Here is a 23,903-nt window from a genome sequence, read left to right on the forward strand (position 1 = left end):
TGGTACGCGGATGCTGCGCACCCCGGAACGCGGAAAACCCCCGCCGTTCCGGGGCGGGGGTTCGCAGAGGGAGGTGCGGGGAGGATCGTGGAGGAAGATCCGGGCAAAGAAAAACCCCGACTCCGCAGAGTCGGGGTTTCTCAGGGTGGATTAGGAGGGATCGTTACGGCGATCCCAGCGGTCGTTCATCCGGTCCATGAACGACGAGCCGGCGCGGGATTTCGAGGCGCCGGCCGACGGGGCGGCCGTCGGAGAGGTCGGGGACGGGGCCGATCCGCGAAGCGGCGTCAGGGCGAGGATGACTCCCCCGAGCATGACGGCGAAGCCGATCACACCCACCGCGATGCTCGCGGCCTGCACGTTGATCGCGACGCCCGCGATGAGGGCGCCGATCCCGACGAGCACGAGGATCGTGCCGTAGACGATGTTCCGATAGCTGAGGGCACGGCCCGGGGCCGTGACGACATCGGCGTCGTTTCGCATGAGATGGCGTTCCATCTCGTCCAGCAGACGCTGCTCCTGCTCTGACAGTGGCATGCATCCCCCTCTTGTCCTCGTGGCATCGATTGTACGCGTGCCGCTGATCACTAGGCTAGGCCCGTGCTGCCCTCCCCGGATCCCATCGAGGCTGTTTCCCAGCGACTCGACAACTTCGTGGGTTCGCAGACCCGCTCTTCCGACGAGATGGGCGACGAGGCGGGCCGTTTCGTCGACGTCGCCGCCGATGCGCTCCGCGGCGGCAAGCGCCTCCGCGCCCGTTTCTGCCTGACCGGCTGGCGGGCCGTCGTCGAGGCAGGCGGGCGCCCCGCCGCATCCGCCCCCGACGGCATCATCGCCGCCGCCGCGTCGCTGGAGATCTTCCACGCCGCCGCCCTGGTGCACGACGACATCATCGACAACTCCGACACCCGTCGCGGACGCCCCGCGACCCATCGTGCCCTCGAATCCGTGCACCGCGAATCGGGCTGGCACGGCGACGCCGCCGCCTTCGGCCGCTCCGGTGCGATCCTGCTCGGCGACCTGCTCGTGGCGTGGAGCGACGACCTGCTCGAGGAAGGACTCGCCACGCGGCCTCCCGCGGCCGCGGCATCGGCCCGCGCCGAATACGCGCGCATGCGCCGCGACGTCACCATCGGGCAGTTCCTCGACATCGCGGAGGAATCGGCGTTCGTCCGCCAACCCGATGAGCACCACGCGGAACGCGCGCTGCGGGTGGCATCGTTCAAGTCGGCGCGGTACAGCATCCAGCAGCCCCTGCTCATCGGCGCCGCCCTGGGCGAAGCAGACGAAGCGCAGCACGACGCGCTCTCGGCGTTCGGCCACCCGGTGGGGATGGCGTTCCAGCTGCGCGACGACGTGCTCGGCGTCTTCGGCGACGCGGCCGTGACCGGCAAGCCGTCGGGAGACGACCTGCGCGAGGGCAAGCGCACCGTGCTCGTCGCCTACGCCCGCGAAGGCCTGTCCGCGGGTTCGCGCCGGGTGTTCGACGAACTCATCGGCGATCCGACCCTGGACGACGGGCAGATCGCCTCGCTGCAGCAGACGATCGTCGAGACCGGGGCGCTCGACCGCGTCGAAGAACTGATCGCCGACTACGCGCGCACCGCCGACCGCGCACTCTCGGGTGCACGGCTCGGCAACGCCGCGGTGGGCGAGCTGCGCGATCTCGCTCGCGCGGCCACGACCCGGTCTGCCTGAACCGCCGCCGGGATCAGCCGAGCGACTGCGCGACGCGACGCACTTCGCTCTTGCGCCCGGCGAGCAGGGACTCGATCGGCGAGACGCCGATGGACTCCTCCGGGGAGAGCAACCACTCGATCGCCTCGTCGTCGGTGAACCCGCGGTCGTGCAGCACGATCAGCGTGCCGCGCAGCGATCCGAGCGGCTCGCCGTCGACGAGGAACACCGAGGGGACGAGCAGCTTGCCGTCTCGTCGCGTGCCGACGAGCTGATGCTCGTCGAGCATTCTCCGGACGCGGCTGAGCGTCTCGCCCGTCGCCTCCACCAGCTCGGGAAGGGACAGCCAGGTCGTTTCGTAGGTCGCACCGCTCACGATGCCACTATCTCATCCGTACGCGGAGTCCTCCGCCGCACGTGAGCCCCGGCTTTCACATCAGCCCCATGCGCCACTTCCGTTGACACACGTACACATCCGTGACACGGTACCCGGAGTCGGAAGAACGGATGTCCCCCCATGCGTCGACCTGTCGCTCCCCCTGCCCTTCGTGGATCGAAGAGCGCCCTCGCGGGCTTGCCCGCCGCCCTCGTCGGGGCCCTCGCCCTCGCGAGCGCGCCCGAGGCGGCCCACGCCGCCGACTACACCGTCGCCCCCGGCGACACCGTCAGCGGCATCGCCGCACGCCACGGCCTGTCCACGGCCGACCTGCTTCGCACCAACGGGCTCGGCTGGTCGTCGATCATCCGTCCCGGTCAGAAGATCCAGCTGGGCTCCACGGATGCTGCGCCCGCCCCCGCGCCGACCCCCGAGGCCGCTGCCCCCGCGCCACCCGCAGCGACGGGCTACACGATCCGCGCGGGCGACACGATCAGCGGGATCGCCCGCACGCACGGCACCACCATCGACGCTGTCCTCGCCGCGAACGGGCTGGACCGCTCGTCGATCATCTACCCCGGGCAGGTCATCGCCGTGCCCGCGGCAACGGTGTCCGCGGTATCGGCGGCACCGGTCATCGACGGACTCGATGCCGAGCAGGTCGCCAACGCACAGGTCATCGTGCGGGTGGGTCGTGAGCTCGGCGTGCCCGAGCGCGGGATCGCCATCGCACTGGGTACGGCGATGCAGGAGTCGTGGTTGCGCAATCTCGACTGGGGCGACCGCGACTCGCTGGGCCTGTTCCAGCAGCGACCGAGCATGGGCTGGGGGTCGGCCGCCGAGATCAGCGACCCGACGCGCTCGGTGCGGGTCTTCTACGGCGGCTCCTCCGATCCGAACGGCACGCGCACGCGAGGGCTGCTCGACATCCCCGGGTGGGAGGCCATGAGCTACGCCGACGCGGCGCAAGCCGTGCAGATCTCGGCCTACCCCGAGCGGTACGCGCAGTGGGAGGCACCCGCCGCCCTGTGGCTCGCCGCGCTGCGGTGATGCGCAGCATCCGCTTCGGGCACAGGTGGATAACGGAGGTGAGCCGCTCCCCCGGCTCACAGGAGCCGCTCCGTAGACTCTGAGCGTGAGCACGAGTCAGCAGACCGACCCGCTGATCGGCCGTCTCGTCGACGGCCGATACCGGGTTCGCGCGCGCATTGCGCGCGGCGGTATGGCTACCGTGTACGTGGCCACCGACATGCGCCTCGAGCGCAGGGTCGCGCTGAAGGTGATGCACGGCCATCTGAGCGACGACACCGTGTTCCAGAGCCGGTTCATCCAAGAGGCGCGCTCGGCCGCGCGGCTGGCCGACCCGCACGTGGTCAACGTCTTCGACCAGGGCCAGGACGGCGAGATGGCCTACCTCGTCATGGAATACCTGCCCGGCATCACGCTGCGCGAGCTCATGCGCGAGCAGAAGCGCCTGACGGTTCCGCAGACCATCACGATCATGGACGCCGTGCTCTCGGGTCTTGCTGCTGCCCACCGGGCCGGAATCGTGCACCGCGACGTGAAGCCCGAGAACGTGCTGCTCGCCGAAGACGGCCGCATCAAGATCGGCGACTTCGGACTCGCGCGTGCGACCACCGCGAACACTGCCAGCGGCGCCATGCTCATGGGGACCATCGCCTACCTCGCACCCGAGCTCGTCACCCGCGGCACCGCCGATGCGCGCAGCGACATCTACTCCCTCGGCATCCTTCTCTACGAGATGCTCGTCGGTGAGCAGCCCTACAAGGGCGAGCAGCCCATGCAGATCGCGTTCCAGCACGCGACCGACTCGGTCCCCCGCCCGAGCGCGAAGAACCCCAGCGTTCCCGAGCAGCTCGACGAGCTCGTGCTGTGGTCGACCGAGAAGGTGCCCGACGACCGTCCGACCGATGCCTCGGTCATGCTGCAGCGGCTGCGCGACATCGAGCGCGAGCTCGGGGTCGCCCCGCAGGTCGCCCGAGCCGTCGCGGTGGGGACGGCCGTCGACGACGAGGCCTTCGACTCCGGCGGATACACGAAGGTGCTGCCGGCGAACGCAGCCACGCCGACCGGGCCCACCGCCACGGTCGACGAGATCGACAACGCGGCGCGCCTGCGCGGCAAGACGCGACGACGCACCGCGCGCGGCGCCTGGCTGTTCACCCTCGTGATCCTGCTCGCCGGCCTCGCCGCCGGCACGGGGTGGTGGTTCGGATCCGGACCGGGCTCGATGGTGGCCGTGCCCTTCGTCGAGGGCGGCTCGTTCGCCGATGCCGAGGCGGCGATCGCCGCCCAATCGCTCGTCGCCGTGCAGCAAGACGTCTACGACCTCGACATCCCCGCGGGGGTCGTTGTCGGCAGTGACCCCCTGCCGGGCGTGCGCGTCGACAAGGAGTCGACGGTGTCCGTGCAGGTCTCGCTGGGGCCGAGGCCGCAACAGGTCGAGTCGCTGAACGGACGCACCGCCGACGAGGCGAGCGGGATCATCACCGCCCTGAACCTCGCCGTCGGCGACCGGGCAGAAGAATTCACCGACGCCGACGCGGGCACGGTGCTCGGCGCCACGCTCATTCCGCGCGCGGGCGGGGAGGCCGTGCCGTGCACCGACGGATGCGCCGCTCTCGAGGGCGACACCGTGTCGCTCCTCGTCTCGAAGGGCCCCGTCCCCAACGTCCGCGGCCTCAGCATCGGAGACGCGACGTCGACACTGACGCAGGCCGGTCTCGTCGTCTCCGGCGACACACGCGAAGACTTCAGCACCTCGGTCAACGAGGGCCGCGTCATCGACATGGCCGGGCGCACCGACGGCGGCAACTGGCGCCCGGGCGAGACCGTCACGCTCATCGTGTCGAAGGGGCCGCCGCTCTTCCCGATCCCGAACGTCGTCGGCATGACCCGCGATCAGGCGAAGGCTGCGCTCACCAATGCGGGCTTCACGCTCGAGTACGACACCCGCTGGGACGCCTTCCCCGACCCGTTCACGAAGGTCGAGTCGCAGACGCCCGCCGCCGAAGCGCAGCGGGTCAAGGGCACCGAGGTGTCGATCCGGATCGCCGCCTCGCTCTGACCCGCGGCGCACGCCGGGTGCGCAGCATCCGTTCGCCGTTACCGGTGCAGGAAATGCGACGGAGGTAGGACGACCCTCGCGGTATCGTCCTACCTCCGTGCCGTGTCCTACCTCGGCATGTGCGTCAGATCTTCGCGAGCTCCTCAGCCACGAGGAACGCGAGCTCGAGGCTCTGCATGTGGTTCAGGCGCGGATCGCAGAGGCTCTCGTAGCGCGTCGCGAGAGTCGCCTCGTCGATGTGCTCCGAACCACCGAGGCACTCCGTGACGTCGTCGCCGGTGAGCTCGACGTGGATGCCGCCCGGGAACGTGCCCGCGGCGCGGTGCGCCTCGAAGAAGCCCCGCACCTCGTCGACGACGTCGTCGAAGCGACGCGTCTTGTAGCCGGTGGGCGTGGTGATGCCGTTGCCGTGCATCGGGTCGGTGACCCACAGCGGCGTCGCGCCGGAGTCGCGGACGGCCTCCAGGAGCGGCGGCAGGGCGTCGCGGATCTTGCCGGCACCCATGCGCGTGATGAACGTCAGGCGTCCGGGCTCGCGCTCGGGATCGAGCTTGTCGATCAGCGCGAGTGCCGTCTCGGGCGTCGTCGACGGACCGAGCTTCACACCGATGGGGTTGCGGATCTTGGAGAAGTAGTCGATGTGCGCGCCGTCGAGGTCTCGCGTGCGCTCACCGATCCACACGAAGTGCGCCGACGTGTTGTACGGCGTCCCGGTGCGCGAGTCGATGCGCGTCATCGGGCGTTCGTAGTCCATCAGCAGACCCTCGTGGCCCGTGTAGAACTCGACGCGCTTGAGCTCGTCGAAGTCGGCGCCCGCCGCCTCCATGAACTTGATGGCGCGGTCGATCTCGCCCGCGAGGCGCTCGTACTGCTGGTTGGCGGGATTCTTCGCGAAGCCCTGGTTCCAGCTGTGCACCTCACGGAGGTCGGCGAAGCCGCCCTGGGTGAACGCGCGGATCAGATTGATCGTCGACGCGGCCGTGTGGTAGCCCTTCAGCAGTCGCGCGGGGTCGGCCCGGCGCGACGCCTCGGTGAAGTCGTACCCGTTGACGATGTCGCCGCGGTAGGCGGGCAGCGTGACGTCGCCGCGCGTCTCGGTGTCGCTGGAGCGGGGCTTGGCGAACTGACCCGCCATGCGCCCCATCTTCACGACCGGCATCGAGGCGCCGTAGGTGAGCACCACGGCCATCTGCAGCACCGTCTTGATGCGGTTGCGGATCTGCTCGGCGGTCGCGCCGGCGAAGGTCTCGGCGCAGTCGCCGCCCTGCAGGAGGAACGCCTTGCCCGACGCCGCGCGCGCGAGACGCTCGCGGAGCTGGTCGACCTCGCCCGCGAAGACGAGGGGAGGGAGGATGGCGAGTTCTTCGGATGCTGCGGCGGCGGCGTCGGCGTCATACCACTGCGGCTGCTGCTTGATCGGCAGAGAACGCCAGTGATCGAGTGCGTCGAGCTGAGGGAGCATCCCTGAAGTCTAGCGAGCCGAGAGGGGGGTCGCTGCGGCCTGGGCGGCGGCGAGTCTGTCCTTCACCGTCGAGGCGTAGACGTCCTCGTATTCCTGCTCGCCCAGTCGTTGGAGAGCGACCATGATCTCGTCCGTCACCGAGCGCAGGATGTAGCGGTCGCCCTCCATGCCGGCGAAGCGGGAGAAGTCCAGCGGCTCGCCGATGACGATCCCCACGCGTCCGATGCGCGGGATGCGCTGTCCGATCGGCTGGATCGTGTCGGTGTCGACCATGACGACGGGCACGACGGGCACGCGCGCCTCCAGCGCCATGCGGGCAAGACCCGTCCGGCCGCGGTAGAGCTTCCCGTCGGGGCTGCGGGTGCCCTCGGGATAGATGCCCAGCAGATCGTCGCGTCCGAGGACGGCCAGCCCGGTGTTGAGCGACGCCTCCGACGCCTTGCCGCCCGACCGGTCGATGGGGATCTGACCGGTGGCCTTGAAGAAGATGCGGGTCGCCCAGCCCTTGATGCCCTTGCCGGTGAAGTAGTCGCTCTTGGCGAGGAACGCCATCGGCCGGTCGATCATGAGCGGGAGGAAGATCGAGTCGGCGAAGGAGAGATGGTTGCTCGCCAGGATGGCGGCGCCTTCGGCGGGGATGTTGCGGCGTCCGACGATCCAGGGCCGGAAGATCGCCTTCAGAACGGGTCCGATGACGATGTACTTCATGAGCCAGTAGAACATCGTCAGCGATCCCGTCCGGCGAGGTCGGCCACGCCGATGAGACCCGCGTCGTTGCCGAGTCGAGCGATCACGAAGTCGGCCACGGGCCGGTCGCCGAATCCCGGCAGAGACGTCTCGTAGGCCAGCCACACCGGCTCGAGCAGGTCGTCGCCGAGCTGGGCCACTCCCCCGCCGATCACGAACAGCTCAGGATCCAGCACCGCCTGGAAACCGCCGCAGGCCTCGCCGAGCGCCGTCGCCACGCGGCGAAGCGCTTCAACGGCACCGGGGTCGCCCGCGAGCACCAGACGCGAGATCGACGGACCCTCGATCGTTCCCTGCTCGTCGCGGAGGGCGGCGAGGCCGGCTCCGATCGCGGGATCGTCGGCGATCTCGAGTGCCTCGCGCTGCAGCGCCCTGCCCGACGCGTACTGCTCCAGGCATCCGCTCTGCCCGCACCCGCACGGGTGACCGCCGCGGATGAATCTCATGTGCCCGAGTTCGGCGGCGATGCCGTTGCCGCCCCGGTACAGGCTGCCCTCGGCCACGATCGCTCCCCCGACGCCCGTGCCCATCGTGAGCATGACCATGTCGGAGACGCCCCGCCCGGCCCCGAAGCGGAACTCGCCCCATCCGGCGGCATTGGCGTCGTTCTCGATCGTGACGGGCGCTTCCAGGCGGGCTTCGAGGCGGGCGCGCAGCGGCTCGTTGCGCCAGTCGATGTTGGGCGCGTAGATCACGGTGCGGCGCGCGCGGTCGATGAAACCCGCCGCGGCGACGCCGATGCCGGCGACGCGGTGAGAGCGGCGGAAGTGGGAGGCCATGTCGACGACGGCATCCAGCAGAGCCTCGCCGTCGATCGGGGTGTCGACGCGGAGTTTCTCGACGATCCGGCCTTCGGCGTCCACGACGCCTCCGGCGATCTTCGTCCCGCCGATATCGATTCCGACGTTCAGCACCTCGTTGTCCCTTCCGGCCGACGCCCTCGCGACGGCGTGTGAAGTCTAGCCAAGGCGCGCGGCCCCGGATGATGCCCGAGACCCTCCGGATAGACTCGAAGCGTCCAGCGAAACCCGCCCGGTACCAAAGGAGTTGCCGTGATCCAGTTCGACGCACCCCCCGTCGTCCCCGCAGACCCGCAAGCGAACGTGAGCGATCTGCTCGTCGACCGTGTGGCCGCCAGCCCCGACCGTGCCCTGTTCGCTGTGCCCGACGGCGCCGGGTGGCGCGACATCCCGGCCAAGGAGTTCCACCGCCAGGTCGTGTCGCTGGCGAAGGGGTTCGCGGCGGTCGGCATCCAGCCCGGCGACAAGGTCGCCTTCCTCGCACGCACGACCTACGACTGGACCCTCGTCGATTTCGCGCTCTTCTTCGCCGGGGCGGTCATGGTGCCCGTCTACGAAACGAGCTCGCCGGCGCAGATCCAGTGGATCCTGTCGGACTCCGGCGCGATCGCGATCATCGTCGAGTCGCCCGACCACTCGGCCCGCCTGGAAGAGGTTCGCGGCGAGCTCCCGCTCCTGCGCAACGTGTGGTCCATGCACGGCGGTGACCTCGACCGCCTCGTCTCGCAGGGAGCGAGCGTCGAGGACGACGAGATCGAGCGACGCCGCAACCTCGCGATCGGCAGCGACATCGCGACCCTCATCTACACGTCGGGCTCGACCGGCCGTCCGAAGGGCTGCGTGCTCACCCACAGCAACTTCGTCGAGCTGTCGCGCAACTCGGGCAAGGCGCTGCGAGAGGTCGTCGACGTCCCCGGAGCATCGACGCTCCTGTTCATCACCACCGCACACGTGTTCGCGCGCTTCATCTCGATCCTCAACGTGCACGCCGGCGTGAAGACCGGTCACCAGCCCGATACCAAGCAGCTCCTTCCCGCGCTCGGATCGTTCAAGCCGACCTACCTCCTCGCCGTCCCCCGCGTCTTCGAGAAGGTCTACAACTCCGCCGAGCAGAAGGCCGAAGCCGGAGGCAAGGGCAAGATCTTCCGCGCCGCCGCCGCGGCCGCCGTCCAGCACTCGCAGCTGCTGCAGGACGGAAAGCGCATCCCGCTCGGGCTGAAAGTGAAATTCGCCCTCTTCGACAAGCTCGTCTACAGCAAGCTGCGCGAGGCCATGGGCGGCCGCGTCGTCTACGCCGTCAGCGGGTCGGCCCCGCTCGGTCCGCGCCTCGGGCACTTCTTCCACAGCCTGGGCGTCGTCATCCTCGAGGGCTACGGCCTGACCGAGACCACCGCTCCCGCGACGGTGAACCTCGCCACCCGCTCGAAGATCGGCACCGTCGGCCCCGTGCTGCCGGGCGTCGGCGTGCGTCTCACCGACGAGGGCGAGATCCAGGTGCGCGGCATCAACGTGTTCAAGGAGTACTGGCGCAACCCGCAGGCGACCGCCGAGGCGTTCGACGGCGACTGGTTCCGCACCGGCGACATCGGCGCCTTCGACAACGACGGATTCCTCACGATCACGGGCCGCAAGAAGGAGATCATCGTCACCGCCGGCGGCAAGAACGTCGCCCCGGCGGTGCTCGAAGACCCCATCCGCGCCAACCCGATCGTGGGCCAGGTCGTCGTCGTCGGTGATCAGAAGCCGTTCATCTCGGCCCTCATCACCCTCGACCCCGAGATGCTGCCCACCTGGCTCGGCAACAACGGGCTGCCCGCCGACATCGCGCTGACGGATGCGGCGAAGCACGAAGCCGTCCACGCCGAGGTGCAGCGGGCGATCGACGCGGCCAACGCGCACGTGTCGCGCGCCGAGTCGATCCGCAAGTTCAGGATCCTGCCCATCGAGTGGACCGAGGCGAGCGGGCACCTCACGCCCAAGATGAGCATCAAGCGCAACGTCATCGTCGAGGACTTCGCCGACGAGATCGAGGACCTCTACGCCACGCCCGTCAACACCACGAACATCTCGCTGGCCTGAGCGCAGCCCCCGCTGAGACATCGTTTCCGGCCGAGACCCACCGCCAGACGGGGGGTCTCAGCCGGGAACGGTGTCTCGTGCTGCGCGCGCGTCAGAACCAGTCGGATTCGCGGATCTCGCGCATCGCCTGACGGCGCGTCTCGGGCGGGAGACGCGAGATGAAGAGCATCCCCTCGAGGTGATCGGTCTCGTGCTGGAGTGCCTGGGCCATGAGCCCCTCGCCCTCCAGGACGAGCTCGTCGCCGTTGACGTCCATGCCGACGACCCGGGCGTAGGGGTGGCGGAGCGCTTCGTGCCAGACGTTCGGAATCGACAGGCATCCCTCGCCCACGAGCTCGGGCTCGCCGCGCGTCTCGACGAGCACCGGGTTGAGGATGTAGCCGATCTCGCCGTCGACGTTGTAGCTGAACGCGCGGAGGCCGACGCCGATCTGCGGGGCGGCGAGGCCCGCGCGGTTCGGTAGGGCCACCCCCTCGACCAGGTCGTCGACGAGGGCGCGTATGCCGTCGTCGATCTCGTCGATGGGCACGCTCGGGGCGCGGAGAACGGGGTCGCCGAAGAGGCGGATCGTGCGGATGGCCATGGTCAGGCGGCCTCGGGGGCGGCGCGGAGACCGCCGATGACGGCGGCTGCGAGCTCACGTGCGGCCTTGCGGGTCGCGGGCTGCAGGTCGCGGAACACGATGGCGCTGCCCGTGCCGATGGCGGTGTCGTAGGGAACGCGCACCACCGAACGCACGCGGGTGCGGAAGTGCCCCTCGAGCTCGCTCTCGCGCACCAGCGGTGCACCGGGGCGGGCGTTGTTGAGCACGACGACCGCCTCGCGCGCCTGACGCGCGTAGCCGTTCGTCTCGAGCCAGGTCAGCGTCTCCGACGCCAGGCGCGCCTCGTCGACGCTGAGACCGGCGACGATCACGAGCTGGTCGGACAGGTCGAGGGTCGCTCCCATGACGGAGTGCACGATGCCCGTACCCGTGTCGGTCAGTACGAGGGAGTAGTAGTGGGCGGCCAGCTCCGCGACATCACGGTAGTCGCGGTCGTTGAACGCTTCGGAGACCCGCGGATCGGCATCAGACGACAGCACGTCGAGCCGCGTCTCGTCGCGGGCGACGAGGGCCGAGATGTCGGCGTAGCCGGTGACGTCGGCTCGGCCGCGCACGAGGTCTCGCACCGTGCGCGAACTGGTTCGCGAGATGCGGTCGGCGAGGGTCCCGCGGTCGGGGTTCGCGTCGACGGCGATGACACGGTCGTCGCGGGCGTCGGCGAGGGCCATCCCCAGGAGCGCCGTGATGGTCGTCTTGCCGACTCCCCCCTTGCGCGAGAGCACGGGGACGAAGCGCGCCCCACCCGACAGCGGCGCGGAGATCAGACGATCCAGCTCTTTGCGAGCGCGAGCCTTCGGCCCGTCGCCCAGGTTGATGCGGTGGCCCGAGATCGAGTAGACGAGCTGCTGCCACAGGCCCTCGGGCTCGGGGCGGGAGAGCTGCGACGGGTCGAGCAGACGATCGGGCGTCAGAAGGTCGGAGCTCTCACGACTGCCGTCGAACTCTCCCAGTCGCTTCGAGGCCATCGTCACCTCGGGGTCGCGCGTGACGATGCGCTCCGACGCGTGGTCGCGGTCGATGCGCTGGTGGGCGCCGGTGTTGTTCGCCTCGCGGCGGGTCGTCGGCACGCTCCCGGTGCGCGGAGCGAGCGGCGCGGCGGAAACCGCGACGGCGGCGACGGGCGTGTCCGCCGTCGCAGGCGCAGCGGCGGCAGGGGCAGGCGTAGCGGCCGCGGGCCCAGGCGTAGCGGCAGCGGCGGGCGCAGCGGCGGCGGGCGCAGGCGTAGCGGCGGGCTCGTCCGCTTCGGCCGGCGAATCCGCGCCCTCGTCGGCGTCGTCCGCGAGATCGACGACCTCGGTCTCCCGCTCCGGCTCGACGGGCGCAGCGGCGGCATCCGCTCCCGACGCATCCGTCTCGGCGACGATGTCGGCGCGGTCCGCCGTGTCGGAGTCGCCGTCGAGCTCGACATCGACCCCATCGGACTCGACCGTCACCTCGGGCTCCGTGGTCTCCGACTCGGGCACCTCGGATCCGTTCTCGGCGTCGGCGACGTCGGAGGCGCCGGATGTCTCGGGAGCACCGTGCTCGTCGTCGATGACCTCGGCGTCGTGGATGTCCTCTGCGTCAGCAGCGATGTCCTCGGCGTCAGCGATCTCTTCGTCGTCGACGGTCTCGGCTGCCGGCAACTCCTCCACGACGATCTCGTCGGTGGGGATCTCGTCGATCCGGATCTCGTCGCCGATGACGTCGTCGTCGTCGAGATCGTCGTCGCCGGAACCGACGGGGAGGACGACGCGCAACTGCGCCGTGGGGGTTCCGAGAAGGCCGATTCCGGCGGAGTCGAGACTGCCGGCGTCGGAGAGGACGCCGTGTTCGGCGTCTTCGGGCGGGTTCTCGTCGTGTCGATCGAGCGTCACTGCGGGTACTCCAAACGGGGATCGGGCGCGAGCGCCCATCCCCTCAGGTTACTGCGCGGGACGGATCACGACCAAAAGGTCTCCGGCGTCGACCTGCTGAGGCGACCCCACGGCGAGGCGTTCGATCACTCCCGCGACCGGTGCGGTGATCGCCGCCTCCATCTTCATGGCCTCGATCGACGCGACCGCCTGACCCGCCTCGACCCTGTCGCCCTCCGCGGATTTCAGTGTCACGACGCCCGAGAAGGGAGCCGCGACCTGGCCCGGTCGAGTCGTGTCGGCTTTCTCGGCCTGCCGCACATCGACCTCGATCGAACGGTCGCGCACGAACACCGGACGCAGTTGCCCGTTGAGGGTCGTCATGACCGTGCGCATGCCCTTGTCGTCGGCTTCGCCGATGGCTTCGAGTCCGACGAAGAGCTGAACGCCCTTCTCGATCTCGACGACGTGCTCCGCCCCGGGGACGAGACCGTAGAGGTAGTCGGGGGTGTCCAGCACGCTCAGGTCGCCGTAGGCGTCGCGCATCTCGCGGAAGATCTTCGTCGGGCCGGGGAAGAGCAGCGTATTCAACGCCACGCGCCGCTCGGCCGACGCGCCTTCCAGCGCTGCGGACTGCTCGGGCGTCAACGGGGTGACGCCGATCTTCACGTCGCGCCCGGCGAGCACCTTCGTGCGGAACGGCTCAGGCCAGCCCCCCGGCAGATCGCCGAGTTCGCCGGCCATGAAGCCCACGACCGAGTCGGGCACGTCGTACTTCCCGGGATTCGCCTCGAAGTCGGCGGGGTCGGCCCGCACCGCCGCGAGGTGCAGTGCGAGATCGCCCACCACCTTCGACGACGGTGTCACCTTCGGCACGCGGCCCAGGATCGCGTTCGCGGCCGCGTACATGTCCTCGATCAGCTCGAAGTCGTCGGCCAGGCCGAGCGCGATCGCCTGCTGGCGGAGGTTGGACAGCTGACCGCCCGGGATCTCATGGCGGTACACGCGACCGGTGGGGCCGGGAAGGCCCGACTCGAACGGCCCGTACAGGTGCCGCACGGCCTCCCAGTACGGCTCGAGGTCGGAGACGGCCTCCAGGCTCAACCCCGTGTCGCGCTCGGTGTGGGCCATCGCTGCCACGAGGGCCGACAGCGACGGCTGGCTCGTGGTGCCCGACAGGGGCGCGGCGGCCGCGTCGACAGCATCCGCCCCGGCCGCGGACGCCGCCAGGAGCGTTGCGAGCTGTCCGCCGGCCGTGTCGTGCGTGTGCACGTGCACCGGAAGGTCGAAGCGCTCGCGCAGCGCGGTGACCAGACGCGAGGCCGCGGCAGGTCGCAGAAGCCCCGCCATGTCCTTGATCGCCAGCACATGGGCGCCCGCGTCGACGATCTGCTCCGCGAGGCCGAGGTAGTAGTCGAGCGTGTAGAGCGACTCGGCGGGGTCGAGCAGGTCGCCGGTGTAGCACACGGCGACCTCGGCGACGGCCGTGCCCGTCGCGAGCACCGCGTCGATGGCGGGGCGCATCTGCGAGACGTCGTTGAGGGCGTCGAAGATGCGGAAGATGTCGACGCCGGATGCTGCGGCCTCGGCCACGAACGCGTCGGTGACCTCGGACGGGTATGGCGTGTAGCCGACGGTATTGCGTCCGCGCAGCAGCATCTGCAGGGCGACGTTCGGCAGAGCTGTGCGCAGGGCGTCGAGGCGTTCCCACGGGTCTTCGCCGAGGAAACGCAGTGCCACGTCGTAGGTCGCGCCGCCCCACGCCTCGACCGAGAGCAGCTCGGGGGTCATCCGCGCCACGTAGGGCGCGACGGTGACGAGGTCTTTCGTGCGCACCCGTGTCGCGAGGAGTGACTGGTGGGCGTCACGGAACGTGGTGTCGGTGACGGCGAGGGCGGTCTGTTCGCGCAAGGCCCGCGCGAATCCCGCGGGGCCGAGCTCGTGCAGTCGCTGGCGCGACCCGGCGGGGGCCGGGGCCAGCAGGTCGAGGGCGGGGAGCTTGGAGCGGGGCTCGACCGACAGCGGGTTCTGCCCGTTCGGCCGGTTGACCGTGGCGTCGACGAGCCAGTTCAGCATCTTCGTACCGCGGTCTTTCGACTCGCGGCCGCGCAGCAGTCCGGGGCGCTCGTCGATGAAGGACGTGCTCACGTCGCCGGCGACGAAGGCCGGGTCGTCGAGCACGGCCTGGAGGAAGGGGATGTTCGTGGAGACACCGCGGATGCGGAACTCCGCGAGAGCACGACGCGCGCGCGCGACGGCGGCGCCGAAGTCGCGCCCGCGGCACGTCAGCTTCGCCAGCATCGAGTCGAAGTGGGGACTGACCTGTGATCCGGCCGCCGTCGTGCCGCCGTCGAGGCGGATGCCGGCGCCGCCGGGCGAGCGGTACGTCGTGATCTTGCCGGTGTCGGGGCGGAACCCCTGCGTGGGGTCCTCCGTCGTGATGCGGCACTGGAGGGCGGCGCCGCGCAGGCGGATGTCGCCCTGTGTGAGGCCGAGGTCGACGAGGGTCTGGCCTGCGGCGATCCGCATCTGCGACTGCACGAGGTCGACGTCGGTGACCTCTTCGGTCACGGTGTGCTCGACCTGGATGCGCGGGTTCATCTCGATGAAGACGACGTCGCCGGCGCGGGGGCCGGCGGTCTCGAGAAGGAACTCGACCGTGCCGGCGTTCTGGTAGCCGATCGACCGGGCGAACGCCACGGCGTACCGGTGCAGATCGTCGCGGATGCCCTCGTCGAGATTCGGGGCGGGAGCGATCTCGATGACCTTCTGGTGACGCCGCTGCACCGAGCAGTCGCGCTCGAACAGGTGCACGGTCTCGCCCGCCTGATCGGCGAGAATCTGCACCTCGATGTGGCGAGGCCGCTGCACGGCCTGCTCGAGGAACATCCTCGCGTCGCCGAAGGCGCTCTGCGCCTCGCGCATGGCCTCCGCCAGCGCCGGTGCGAGCTCCGCCGCATCCGCCACGCGGCGCATTCCTCGCCCGCCGCCTCCGGCGACCGCCTTCGCGAACAGCGGGAATCCGATGTCGTCCGCTTGGGCGACGAGAGCGTCGATGTCGTCGGATGCTTCGGTGGATCGCAGAACGGGAACACCCGCCGAGATGGCGTGGTGCTTCGCGGTGACCTTGTTGCCCGCCATCTCGAGCACCGCGGCAGGCGGGCCGATGAAGGCGATGCCGTTCGCGGCGGCCTGCTCGGCGAGGTCGGGGTTCTCGGAGAGGAAGCCGTAACCCGGGTAGATCGCGTCGGCACCCGACTCCTTCGCGACGCGGATGATCTCCGCGACGTCGAGGTACGCACGCACGGGGTGACCCCGCTCGCCGATCAGGTAGGCCTCGTCGGCCTTCAGCCGGTGGAGGGAACTGCGGTCTTCGTAGGGGAACACCGCGACGGTGCGGGCGCCGACTTCATACGCCGCACGGAACGCGCGGATCGCGATCTCCCCACGGTTGGCGACGAGGATCTTCCGGAACATTCGCACCTCACTGAGCAGACGACCTAAGGGGGCAAAGTGTGCTCACAGCCTAGGGGACGGTAACGTAGGGGATCGTGCACGTTCTCTCGGTCAGCTCGCTCAAAGGTGGGGTCGGCAAGACCACCGTGACGCTCGGGCTCGCCTCAGCAGCGTTCGCGCGTGGTGTCCGCACCCTCGTCGTGGATCTCGATCCCCAATCGGATGTCTCCACCGGCATGGACATCCAGGTCGCGGGGCGCCTCAATGTCGCCGACGTCCTCGCCAATCCGCGAGAGAAGGTCGTTCGTCAGGCGATCACCTCGTCGGGGTGGGCGAAGGTCCACCCGGGAACGATCGACGTTCTCATCGGCAGTCCCTCGGCGATCAACTTCGACGGCCCGCACCCGAGCGTGCGCGACGTGTGGAAGCTCGAGGAGGCACTCGCGACGATCGAGGCCGACTACGACCTCGTCCTCATCGACTGCGCGCCGTCGCTCAACGCCCTCACGCGCACCGCGTGGGCGGCCTCCGACCGCGTGATCGTGGTCACCGAGCCCGGGCTCTTCTCCGTCGCGGCCGCCGATCGCGCGCTGCGCGCGATCGAAGAGATCCGTCGAGGCCTCTCCCCCCGTCTCCAGCCGCTCGGTGTTGTCGTCAACCGCGTACGCCCCCAATCGATCGAGCACCAGTTCCGCATCAAGGAATTGCGTGACATGTTCGGCCCCCTCGTGCTGAACCCCCAGCTGCCCGAGCGCACGTCGCTGCAGCAGGCTCAGGGCGCGGCGAAGCCATTGCACGTCTGGCCGGGCGATTCGGCGCAGGAACTCGCGGCCGACTTCGACGCGCTGCTCGACCGCATCATGCGCACCGGCCGCATCCCGGTACCGGGCGACGCCCGCGCCTGACGGGCGTCGCGGCCGCCCGGTCGGCAGCAGCAGCACTCGACGGCGACGTCTCGACGGGCACCCCCGCTCCGCTCGACGCGCCCAGCGACCGCTGGCATCGACGACGGCCCGGACGGCGCGCAGGAAGAGGCGGACGTGCCGACCCCCGACGTGCCGGCGGGGGGTCTACGCGGTGCGCTTGGTGCGGCGAGCGGCGAGCTCGTCGACGGGATCGATCACGGTGGCATCGAAGTCGATGAGCGTCGTCTCGACCTCGCGCAGCACCTTGCCGACCGCGATGCCGAAGACACCCTGTCCGCGGCTGACGAGGTCGATGACCTCGTCGTTGGAGGTGCACAGGTAGACGGAGGCCCCGTCGCTCATGAGCGTGGTGCCCGCGAGATCGCGGATGCCCGACGCCCGGAGCTGCTCGACGGCCGTGCGGATCTGCTGGAGCGAGATGCCGGTGTCGAGAAGGCGCTTGACGAGCTTCAGAACGAGGATGTCGCGGAAACCATAGAGCCGCTGCGAACCCGAGCCGCTCGCACCGCGGACGGTGGGTTCGACGAGTTCGGTGCGCGCCCAGTAGTCGAGCTGACGGTACGTGATGCCGGCGGCGCGAGCGGCCACCGCTCCGCGGTATCCCACCTCGTCGTCGAGACCGGGAAGACCGTCGGTGAAGAGGAGTTCCGCCGAGAAACCAGGTTCTCCGACAGCGTCGCCAGCGTTCATGCCGTCGTGCCTCCTCATGTGATCTCTCCCCACGCTAGAACAGCCCCGACCCTCCGGCAATGACATCCGCTCGCCGGGCCCCGGCGTGTCGCAAAGGTCACGAGAACATCACGACAACAGACGATCGATCGCCCCGCGGACGAAGATCGCACGCACCTCGTCGAGGCGCTTGGCGAGCTCGGGCGCGAGCTCGTTCGCGCGCGCCCGGGACGCCGTGTCGGGGCGGCGCAGGAGCGCGGACAGGGCCGATTCGATCAGCGTGGCCTCGCGCTCTGCGCTCTGGCGCAGCGACCGCATGTGACGAGGCTCGATGCCGTGGCGGTCGAGCGCGACGAGCGCCCTCAACAGCGTGACCGTCTGCTCGGTGTACGAATCTGCACCCACGATGACACCGGTCGAGATCGCGTCGTTGAGCAGCTGAGGGGCGGCTCCGGCCGCGGACAGCAGTTCGTCGCGGCGGTATCGACGCGGCGCAGGAACGATCGAGGGCACCGATGACGGCGAGGCGGGCTCGCGACCGGCATCGACGTCGGCGAGATACTCGCGGATCACCGACAGCGGCAGGTAGTGATCACGCTGCAGGGTGAGAGCGAGGCGCAACCGCTCCAGGTCGGCGGCCGAGAACTTGCGGTAGCCCGAATCGGTGCGCGTCGGGGTGATGATGCCCTGCACCTCGAGGAAACGCAGCTTGCTCGAGGTGAGCGCCGGGAAGTCGGGAGTCAGACGCGCGAGCACCTGGCCGATGCTGAGGAGGCCCGCGGTCGCCGTGGACCTGCCACGGGCGGATGCGGCGGGCATCAGGCGTCGGCCGCCTGCTGCAGGTCGGCGGGCGAGACGAAGAAGTTGAGACGGAATTTGCCGATGCGCACCTCGGCGCCGTTCACCAGCGCTGCGCGGTCGACGCGTTCGCCGTTCACGTACGTGCCGTTGAGCGAGCGCTGATCGACGATGTCGAATCGGGTGCCCTCTCGGGTGATTTCCGAGTGCCGACGCGAGACGGTGACGTCGTCGAAGAAGATGTCGGCCTCGGGGTGGCGTCCGACGGTCGTGACATCGGTGTCGAGCAGGTAGCGCGCCCCCGCCGTCGGACCGGAGCGGACGATCAGCAGAGCGGCGCGCGATGGCAGCGCCCCGATCGCCTCGAGCTCGGCCTCGCTGAGGTCGGCGCCGAAGGGGATGAACGACAGGTCGGAATCGTGTCCGAACGTCTGCGTCATGTCGTGCGGGAGTCGCTCGGAAGCGCTCTCGTCGGAGCCGCGGCGCACGTCCTCCGGCTCAGGTCGACGGGTCTCGTCCACAGGTCCTCCTTCGCTCCCCAAACCTTATCCGATGACAGTAGTGTCCACAGACCCGCGCGAGCACCCCGGATACGCTGGACGGGTGACTTCCTCCCCTCTGCGCACCCGCCGCCGCGCACCGTTCGCGGTGGCCGCGGCCTTCCTCGCCCTGTTCGCCGTCTTCGGGCCCGCGTCGCCCGTTTCCGCCCACGATCAGCTCGTTTCGACCGACCCGGCCGCCGATGCGGTGCTCACGGCGCTGCCGGCGGAGATCACCCTGTCGTTCAGCGCCGAACTGCTCGGCGACGGCGCATCGAACGTGGTGGAGGTGACGGATGCTGCGGGCACGTCGCTCATCGAGGGCACGGCGGTCGTCGACGGCGTCACCGTGACCCAGGCGCTCACGGGCACGGCGTCCGGTGCGATCTCGGTGATCTGGCGCGTCGTCTCGAGCGACGGACACCCGATCTCGGGTGAGTTCGCGTTCACGGTCGACGCCCCCGCGCCCCCGACGTCCGCGCCGACCGAGACCACGGCTCCCGAGACCACGGCTCCCGAGACTCCCGAGCCGACCATGACGACGATGACCCCGCCCGAGACGGACGAGCCGACCACGACGACCGCGCCCGACAGCGAAGCATCCGCCTCGAACCCCCTCCCCTGGATCATCGGGGTCGTCGTCGTGCTCGCCGTGATCGGTGTCGTGCTGTACCTGCTCGTGCTGCGCCCCCGGGGTCGCAACGGCGGGGGCTCGACGGGCGACCGGCCGACCACCGACGACTAGGCTGGAACCATGCCTCATTACGACGTCGTCATCCTCGGCGCGGGCCCCGGCGGGTATGTCGCGGCAGTGCGAAGCGCCCAGCTCGGACTGTCCACCGCGATCATCGAAGAGAAGTACTGGGGCGGTGTGTGCCTCAACGTGGGCTGCATCCCCTCGAAGGCTCTCATCCGCAACGCCGACCTCGCTCACACCTTCCACTCGCAGGCGGATCTGTTCGGGATCTCCGGCGATGTCTCGTTCGACTTCGGGGTGGCCTGGGACCGCAGCCGTAAGGTCGCGGATACCCACGTCAAGGGCATCCACTACCTCATGAAGAAGAACAAGGTCACCGAGTACGAGGGCCGCGGTACCTTCCTCGACGCGAACAGCATCGAGGTCGCGAAGGCCGACGGGTCGACCGAGAAGGTCACCTTCGACAACGCCATCATCTCGACCGGGTCGACCGTGCGCCTCCTCCCGGGTGTGACGCTGAGCGAGAACGTCGTCACCTACGAGGAGCAGATCCTCAACCGCGATCTGCCCGAATCGATCGTCGTCGTCGGCGCCGGCGCCATCGGCATGGAGTTCGCCTACGTGCTGACGAACTACGGCGTCAAGGTCACGATCATCGAGTTCCTCGACCGCGCCCTCCCCAACGAGGACGTCGAGGTCTCGAAGGAGATCCAGAAGCAGTACAAGAAGTACGGCGTCGACATCCTCACCTCTACCAAGGTCGAGACCGTGGTCGACTCCGGCGACAAGGTCACCGTCACCTACACAGGGAAAGACGGCGCCCAGGGCTCCATCGACGCCGACCGCGTGCTCATGTCGATCGGTTTCGCGCCCCGCGTCGAGGGCTTCGGTCTCGACAAGACGGGTGTCGAGCTCACCGAGCGCGGCGCGATCGCGATCGACGACTACATGCGCACCAACGTGCCGCACATCTACGCGATCGGTGACGTCACCGCGAAGCTGCAGCTCGCGCACGTGGCTGAGGCGCAGGGCGTCGTGGCCGCCGAGACGATCGGAAAGGCTGAGACCCAGACGCTGGGCGACTACCGCATGATGCCGCGCGCGACGTTCTGCTCGCCGCAGGTCGCGAGCTTCGGACTCACCGAGCAGCAGGCACGCGACGCCGGTCACGACGTGAAGGTCGCGAAGTTCCCCTTCTCGGCGAACGGCAAGGCGAACGGCCTCGGCGAACCCATCGGGTTCGTGAAGCTCATCGCCGACGCCGAGCACCTCGAGCTGCTCGGAGGCCACCTCATCGGACCCGACGTGTCGGAGCTCCTCCCCGAGCTCACGCTTGCGCAGAAGTGGGATCTCACCGCTCTCGAGGCCGCCCGCAACGTCCACACCCACCCGACCCTGTCGGAGGCCGTGCAAGAAGCGTTCCACGGTCTTGCGGGACACATGATCAATATCTGACACTGAACACAACCGCGACGCCGCCCCGATTCGAAGCCGGGGGCGGCGTCGCGGTGTTTTCTGCCCGCGCACGAGGTGAGATGGGCCGCGTTGAGGCGAGGGACGCGGCTCAGAAGGGCACGGCTCAGAAGGGCACTGGCTCGCGCGGGCGGGGGCACGGGCCGGGAGGGCACGGGCCAGGAGGGCGCGGGCCAGGAGGGCGCGGGTCAGAAGGGTGCGGTGCCTTGGGGTGAGCGGTCGTCGTCGGGTGCGGGTCGGAAGACGGGGACTTTCCGTTCGGGTCGCACGATGAATCGTCTGCCCCCGGGGGATTTCCATTCGAGTGCGCCGCCGCTGTCGGGGATCTGTGTCACGCACCACCCGCCGTGGTGCTTGATGGTGTGATGCCCGACGCACAGTGGGCCGAGGTTCGTGAGTTCGGTGGTGCCGCCGTGTTCCCACGCGAGTTGGTGGTCGATCTGGCACCTTCGGGCAGGGGTTCCGCATCCGGGAGCCATGCAGGTCGCCGCCCGCCACTCCACGAGTCGTCGTAACGCCGCCGGGGTGCGGTACTGGTCACGGCCGACGGAAAGCACCATCCCCGTCTCGGGGTGGGTGAGCACCCGCATCCACCCGTCCGCGCCGCCGCAGAGTTCCCGGGCCTGCTCGATGGGGATCGGCCCCACCCCCTCCACCACCGCCGGGGCCGTGTTCGCGTGCTCGTCATCGAGCAGCGACAACACCGGCACCGTGACGGCCACAGTCGCGCGGATTCCGCGCGCCGCGTCGGGGTGGGCGGGCACGTCCCCATCGACGAGAAGGTCGACCATGACGTCCGCACGCAACTCGTCCAGAGAACGCTCCTCGCCCTCCTGGTCGCCGAGGGCGTGTGCGATCGCGGTCGCGCGGTGCTGGATCGCGTGGGCCTTCACCGCGGAGGTGTAGAGCATCACCCAACTCATCCCGTCCTCCGCCGGCTGCACCACCACCCGCCGCTCCCGCACCGCTTCCGCATGCCGCTCACTGAGCGTCGCCGCCCGCACCGTGTCCACGAGCTTCCGCAGCAACCGGCGGAACGACCCCAACGCGTGGGTCGTGGCAAGGTCGACGGCGAGCGGCACCACCTGATCCCGCAACTCCGGCTCCACCTGGTCGACCAGCTCCACGAACACGTCCGCGTGCCGCTCCGTGGTGCGTGCGTGGGAGAGGGCGTCGAGCATCGCCGGGTACCGGTTCACGAGACCATCCGCGGTCGCCAGCATCCGCTCTGCGATGTGCTCGGTCACCTGCAACACCGTCGCAAGCTCGAGCCGCAGGGACCGCATCACGATCTCCGTCGTCTTCCCCCGAAACACCGCCGCCTCGGCCACCGCCTCCCGCCGCAACCCCTCCACTCGCTCGAACCGTTGCGCCGCGAACACCGACATCAACGTCGACACATCCGCCACCGCATCCAGGCCATCACGGCCCGCCGCGACCGGATCACCGTCGACGTCGATCCACTCCTGCTCCTCGAACCACTCGCGCTCGTCGGGCCACTCCGAGCCAGCGGCCTCCGACTGCGGGGCATCGGCATCACGCCGCGCCTCACCGTCAGTCGGGGTACCACCGTTCGAGAACATGCTTACATTCTAGAACAAACGTACGACACTCGACCGAAAAGCCCGGCTCTGTGGATAACACCGACCGCGCGTCGGTCACGTCACACCGCGTTCTCGAGGAGATGCAGCAGCGTCCCGCCCAGATCGATCAACGCCCCGCGGGCAGACCCCGGGCCTGCATCCGTACCGGCGTCAGCCACCGGCGCCGACGCGCCCCTCCCCACCCCGGACGGGGCGGATCAGCGCCCGAGAACGCGACCGAGCTTGGAGTCGGATGCTGCGGGGCGACCGCCCACGGCTGCCACGGCCGCGTCGACCGCGGCGAAGAACGTCTCGCGGTCGGCGGGCGCGTCGGGGGCGGCGGGGCCGAGTTCCATCTCCCACTCCCGCCAGGTGGTGTCGCGCTCACCGCGCTCGTCACGACCGCGCACGCGGTCGTCGACGAACTCCGCTATCAGCCCGCCCTCGGCGTCGTGCAGGGCGTAGGCCGTGCGCGTGTTGCGGATGCGGGCGAGGAGCGTGAACGGCGGCGCGGCCCACGGGGCCACCGCGTCGACGATCGCCGGCGGAACGGCGCTCTCGTCGCCCTCTCCCAACGGCCACCCCCACTCCGAGCGACCGTCGGCGACAGATGCCTTCACATGCCAGCCGGCATCGGGACCGCCCTCGCGGCGACGGACGGCGACCCGTGCGCGGGCGAGATCGAGACCCGCGGTGTCGAAGTAGCGCGCATCCAGCTCACGCAGTTCCGCGTCACCGACGCGGGAGACTCCGGGCAGGCGTGACCAATCCGGAAGCGGGGTCTCGGCCGACACGTCGTACGTGCGCTCGACCTCGATCGAACGCGTGGGTTCGGACGAGGCCGCCGCGCTCAATCGTCTCGTCCGTCTTCGTTCGGGTTGATGTCCTGGGTCGCTTCGGCGTAGGTGAAGACGGCCTCGGTGGGTCCGTCGCTGTCGCCGGTGTTCTCGAGGTCGCCGCCGCGGCGGTAGACCAGCTGGCCCTCGCCGTAGGGGACGATGAGCGAGTCGTCGACGTCGTCTTCGAGAGGGATCACCTGGCCGTCGAGCGGCCCGCCAGTCAGTCGTGCAAGTGCCATGTCGCCCAGCGTAGTC

General features: G+C 69.7%; 21 protein-coding genes. 7 read left to right on the forward strand and 14 right to left on the reverse strand.

Annotated elements, in window-relative coordinates:
• Positions 1-150 precede the first annotated feature (150 nt).
• Positions 151-537, reverse strand: a complete 387-nt coding sequence (locus ABTU82_RS13580) for a DUF3040 domain-containing protein (RefSeq protein ID WP_116648409.1) — start codon at positions 535-537, stop codon at positions 151-153.
• Positions 538-600: 63 nt separating this feature from the next.
• Here ABTU82_RS13580 and ABTU82_RS13585 point away from each other — a divergent pair, with 63 nt between their 5' ends.
• Positions 601-1,698: a polyprenyl synthetase family protein gene (locus ABTU82_RS13585; protein ID WP_116648408.1), complete on the forward strand. Its 1,098-nt coding sequence runs from the start codon at positions 601-603 to the stop codon at positions 1,696-1,698.
• A 13-nt stretch (positions 1,699-1,711) separates the two neighbouring features.
• On the opposite strand, the gene ABTU82_RS13590 is transcribed toward ABTU82_RS13585, so the two are convergent.
• Complete coding sequence (locus ABTU82_RS13590) at positions 1,712-2,053, reverse strand: Rv2175c family DNA-binding protein (protein WP_407173836.1); 342 nt, start codon at positions 2,051-2,053, stop codon at positions 1,712-1,714.
• Positions 2,054-2,194: 141 nt separating this feature from the next.
• On the opposite strand from ABTU82_RS13590, the gene ABTU82_RS13595 reads away from it, so the two are divergent.
• Positions 2,195-3,103, forward strand: coding sequence for a LysM peptidoglycan-binding domain-containing protein (locus tag ABTU82_RS13595; RefSeq protein WP_407173837.1), 909 nt, complete (start codon positions 2,195-2,197; stop codon positions 3,101-3,103).
• An 85-nt stretch (positions 3,104-3,188) separates the two neighbouring features.
• Positions 3,189-5,141 (forward strand): Stk1 family PASTA domain-containing Ser/Thr kinase, encoded by a 1,953-nt coding sequence (pknB, locus tag ABTU82_RS13600; protein WP_116648405.1) that lies wholly within the window; start codon positions 3,189-3,191, stop codon positions 5,139-5,141.
• Between the two features lie 124 nt (positions 5,142-5,265).
• Here pknB and ABTU82_RS13605 read toward each other — a convergent pair whose 3' ends face one another.
• The 3 genes from ABTU82_RS13605 to ABTU82_RS13615 are packed head-to-tail and all read right to left on the reverse strand — an operon-like array spanning position 5,266 to position 8,264.
• Complete coding sequence (locus ABTU82_RS13605) at positions 5,266-6,603, reverse strand: class II 3-deoxy-7-phosphoheptulonate synthase (RefSeq protein ID WP_116648404.1); 1,338 nt, start codon at positions 6,601-6,603, stop codon at positions 5,266-5,268.
• A gap of 9 nt (positions 6,604-6,612) precedes the next feature.
• On the reverse strand, positions 6,613-7,326 hold the full coding sequence (locus tag ABTU82_RS13610) for a lysophospholipid acyltransferase family protein (protein WP_116648403.1): 714 nt from the start codon (positions 7,324-7,326) through the stop codon (positions 6,613-6,615).
• Positions 7,327-7,328: 2 nt separating this feature from the next.
• Complete coding sequence (locus tag ABTU82_RS13615) at positions 7,329-8,264, reverse strand: ROK family glucokinase (protein WP_407173838.1); 936 nt, start codon at positions 8,262-8,264, stop codon at positions 7,329-7,331.
• Positions 8,265-8,402: 138 nt separating this feature from the next.
• Between ABTU82_RS13615 and ABTU82_RS13620 the strand changes: the two genes are divergently transcribed.
• Positions 8,403-10,229, forward strand: a complete 1,827-nt coding sequence (locus tag ABTU82_RS13620) for an AMP-dependent synthetase/ligase (protein WP_407173839.1) — start codon at positions 8,403-8,405, stop codon at positions 10,227-10,229.
• Positions 10,230-10,320: 91 nt separating this feature from the next.
• On the opposite strand, the gene def is transcribed toward ABTU82_RS13620, so the two are convergent.
• The 3 genes from def to ABTU82_RS13635 are packed head-to-tail and all read right to left on the reverse strand — an operon-like array spanning position 10,321 to position 16,145.
• Entirely contained in the window at positions 10,321-10,812 is a 492-nt protein-coding gene (def, locus tag ABTU82_RS13625; protein ID WP_407173840.1) for a peptide deformylase, read from the reverse strand.
• Between the two features lie 2 nt (positions 10,813-10,814).
• On the reverse strand, positions 10,815-12,689 hold the full coding sequence (locus tag ABTU82_RS13630; RefSeq protein ID WP_407173841.1) for a MinD/ParA family ATP-binding protein: 1,875 nt from the start codon (positions 12,687-12,689) through the stop codon (positions 10,815-10,817).
• Positions 12,690-12,737: 48 nt separating this feature from the next.
• On the reverse strand, positions 12,738-16,145 hold the full coding sequence (locus ABTU82_RS13635) for a pyruvate carboxylase (protein ID WP_407173842.1): 3,408 nt from the start codon (positions 16,143-16,145) through the stop codon (positions 12,738-12,740).
• A 74-nt stretch (positions 16,146-16,219) separates the two neighbouring features.
• Here ABTU82_RS13635 and ABTU82_RS13640 point away from each other — a divergent pair, with 74 nt between their 5' ends.
• A complete protein-coding gene (locus ABTU82_RS13640) occupies positions 16,220-17,029 on the forward strand; it encodes a ParA family protein (protein ID WP_116648397.1) in 810 nt (269 codons plus the stop codon).
• 165 nt (positions 17,030-17,194) lie between these two features.
• Here the strand turns inward: ABTU82_RS13640 and ABTU82_RS13645 are convergent, their stop codons facing one another.
• The 3 genes from ABTU82_RS13645 to ABTU82_RS13655 all read right to left on the reverse strand — a co-directional run bounded on the left by ABTU82_RS13645 (position 17,195) and on the right by ABTU82_RS13655 (position 19,038).
• On the reverse strand, positions 17,195-17,740 hold the full coding sequence (locus ABTU82_RS13645; protein WP_116648396.1) for a MerR family transcriptional regulator: 546 nt from the start codon (positions 17,738-17,740) through the stop codon (positions 17,195-17,197).
• Between the two features lie 108 nt (positions 17,741-17,848).
• The gene (gene ftsR / locus ABTU82_RS13650) at positions 17,849-18,538 is read right to left on the reverse strand and encodes a transcriptional regulator FtsR (RefSeq protein WP_116648395.1); all 690 of its coding nucleotides are present in this window, start codon (positions 18,536-18,538) and stop codon (positions 17,849-17,851) included.
• Positions 18,538-19,038 carry an FHA domain-containing protein gene (locus tag ABTU82_RS13655; protein WP_121151743.1) on the reverse strand — a complete coding sequence of 167 codons (501 nt, stop codon included), beginning with the start codon at positions 19,036-19,038 and terminating at the stop codon, positions 18,538-18,540. Before ABTU82_RS13655 ends, ftsR begins: the two co-directional genes overlap by 1 nt.
• A gap of 82 nt (positions 19,039-19,120) precedes the next feature.
• Between ABTU82_RS13655 and ABTU82_RS13660 the strand changes: the two genes are divergently transcribed.
• A complete protein-coding gene (locus tag ABTU82_RS13660; protein ID WP_407173843.1) occupies positions 19,121-19,801 on the forward strand; it encodes a copper resistance CopC family protein in 681 nt (226 codons plus the stop codon).
• Between the two features lie 9 nt (positions 19,802-19,810).
• Entirely contained in the window at positions 19,811-21,208 is a 1,398-nt protein-coding gene (lpdA, locus tag ABTU82_RS13665; protein WP_116648392.1) for a dihydrolipoyl dehydrogenase, read from the forward strand.
• Between the two features lie 206 nt (positions 21,209-21,414).
• Here the strand turns inward: lpdA and ABTU82_RS13670 are convergent, their stop codons facing one another.
• From ABTU82_RS13670 to ABTU82_RS13680, 3 genes are all read right to left on the reverse strand, one after another.
• Complete coding sequence (locus tag ABTU82_RS13670) at positions 21,415-22,809, reverse strand: HNH endonuclease signature motif containing protein (protein ID WP_407173844.1); 1,395 nt, start codon at positions 22,807-22,809, stop codon at positions 21,415-21,417.
• A gap of 218 nt (positions 22,810-23,027) precedes the next feature.
• Positions 23,028-23,663 carry a CYTH domain-containing protein gene (locus ABTU82_RS13675; protein ID WP_407173845.1) on the reverse strand — a complete coding sequence of 212 codons (636 nt, stop codon included), beginning with the start codon at positions 23,661-23,663 and terminating at the stop codon, positions 23,028-23,030.
• Positions 23,660-23,887: a response regulator gene (locus tag ABTU82_RS13680; protein WP_116648915.1), complete on the reverse strand. Its 228-nt coding sequence runs from the start codon at positions 23,885-23,887 to the stop codon at positions 23,660-23,662. The genes ABTU82_RS13675 and ABTU82_RS13680 overlap by 4 nt, the downstream gene beginning before the upstream one ends.
• Positions 23,888-23,903 lie beyond the last annotated feature (16 nt).

Origin of the sequence: Microbacterium deferens (assembly GCF_045517775.1) — a bacterium.
Lineage (GTDB): Bacteria > Actinomycetota > Actinomycetes > Actinomycetales > Microbacteriaceae > Microbacterium.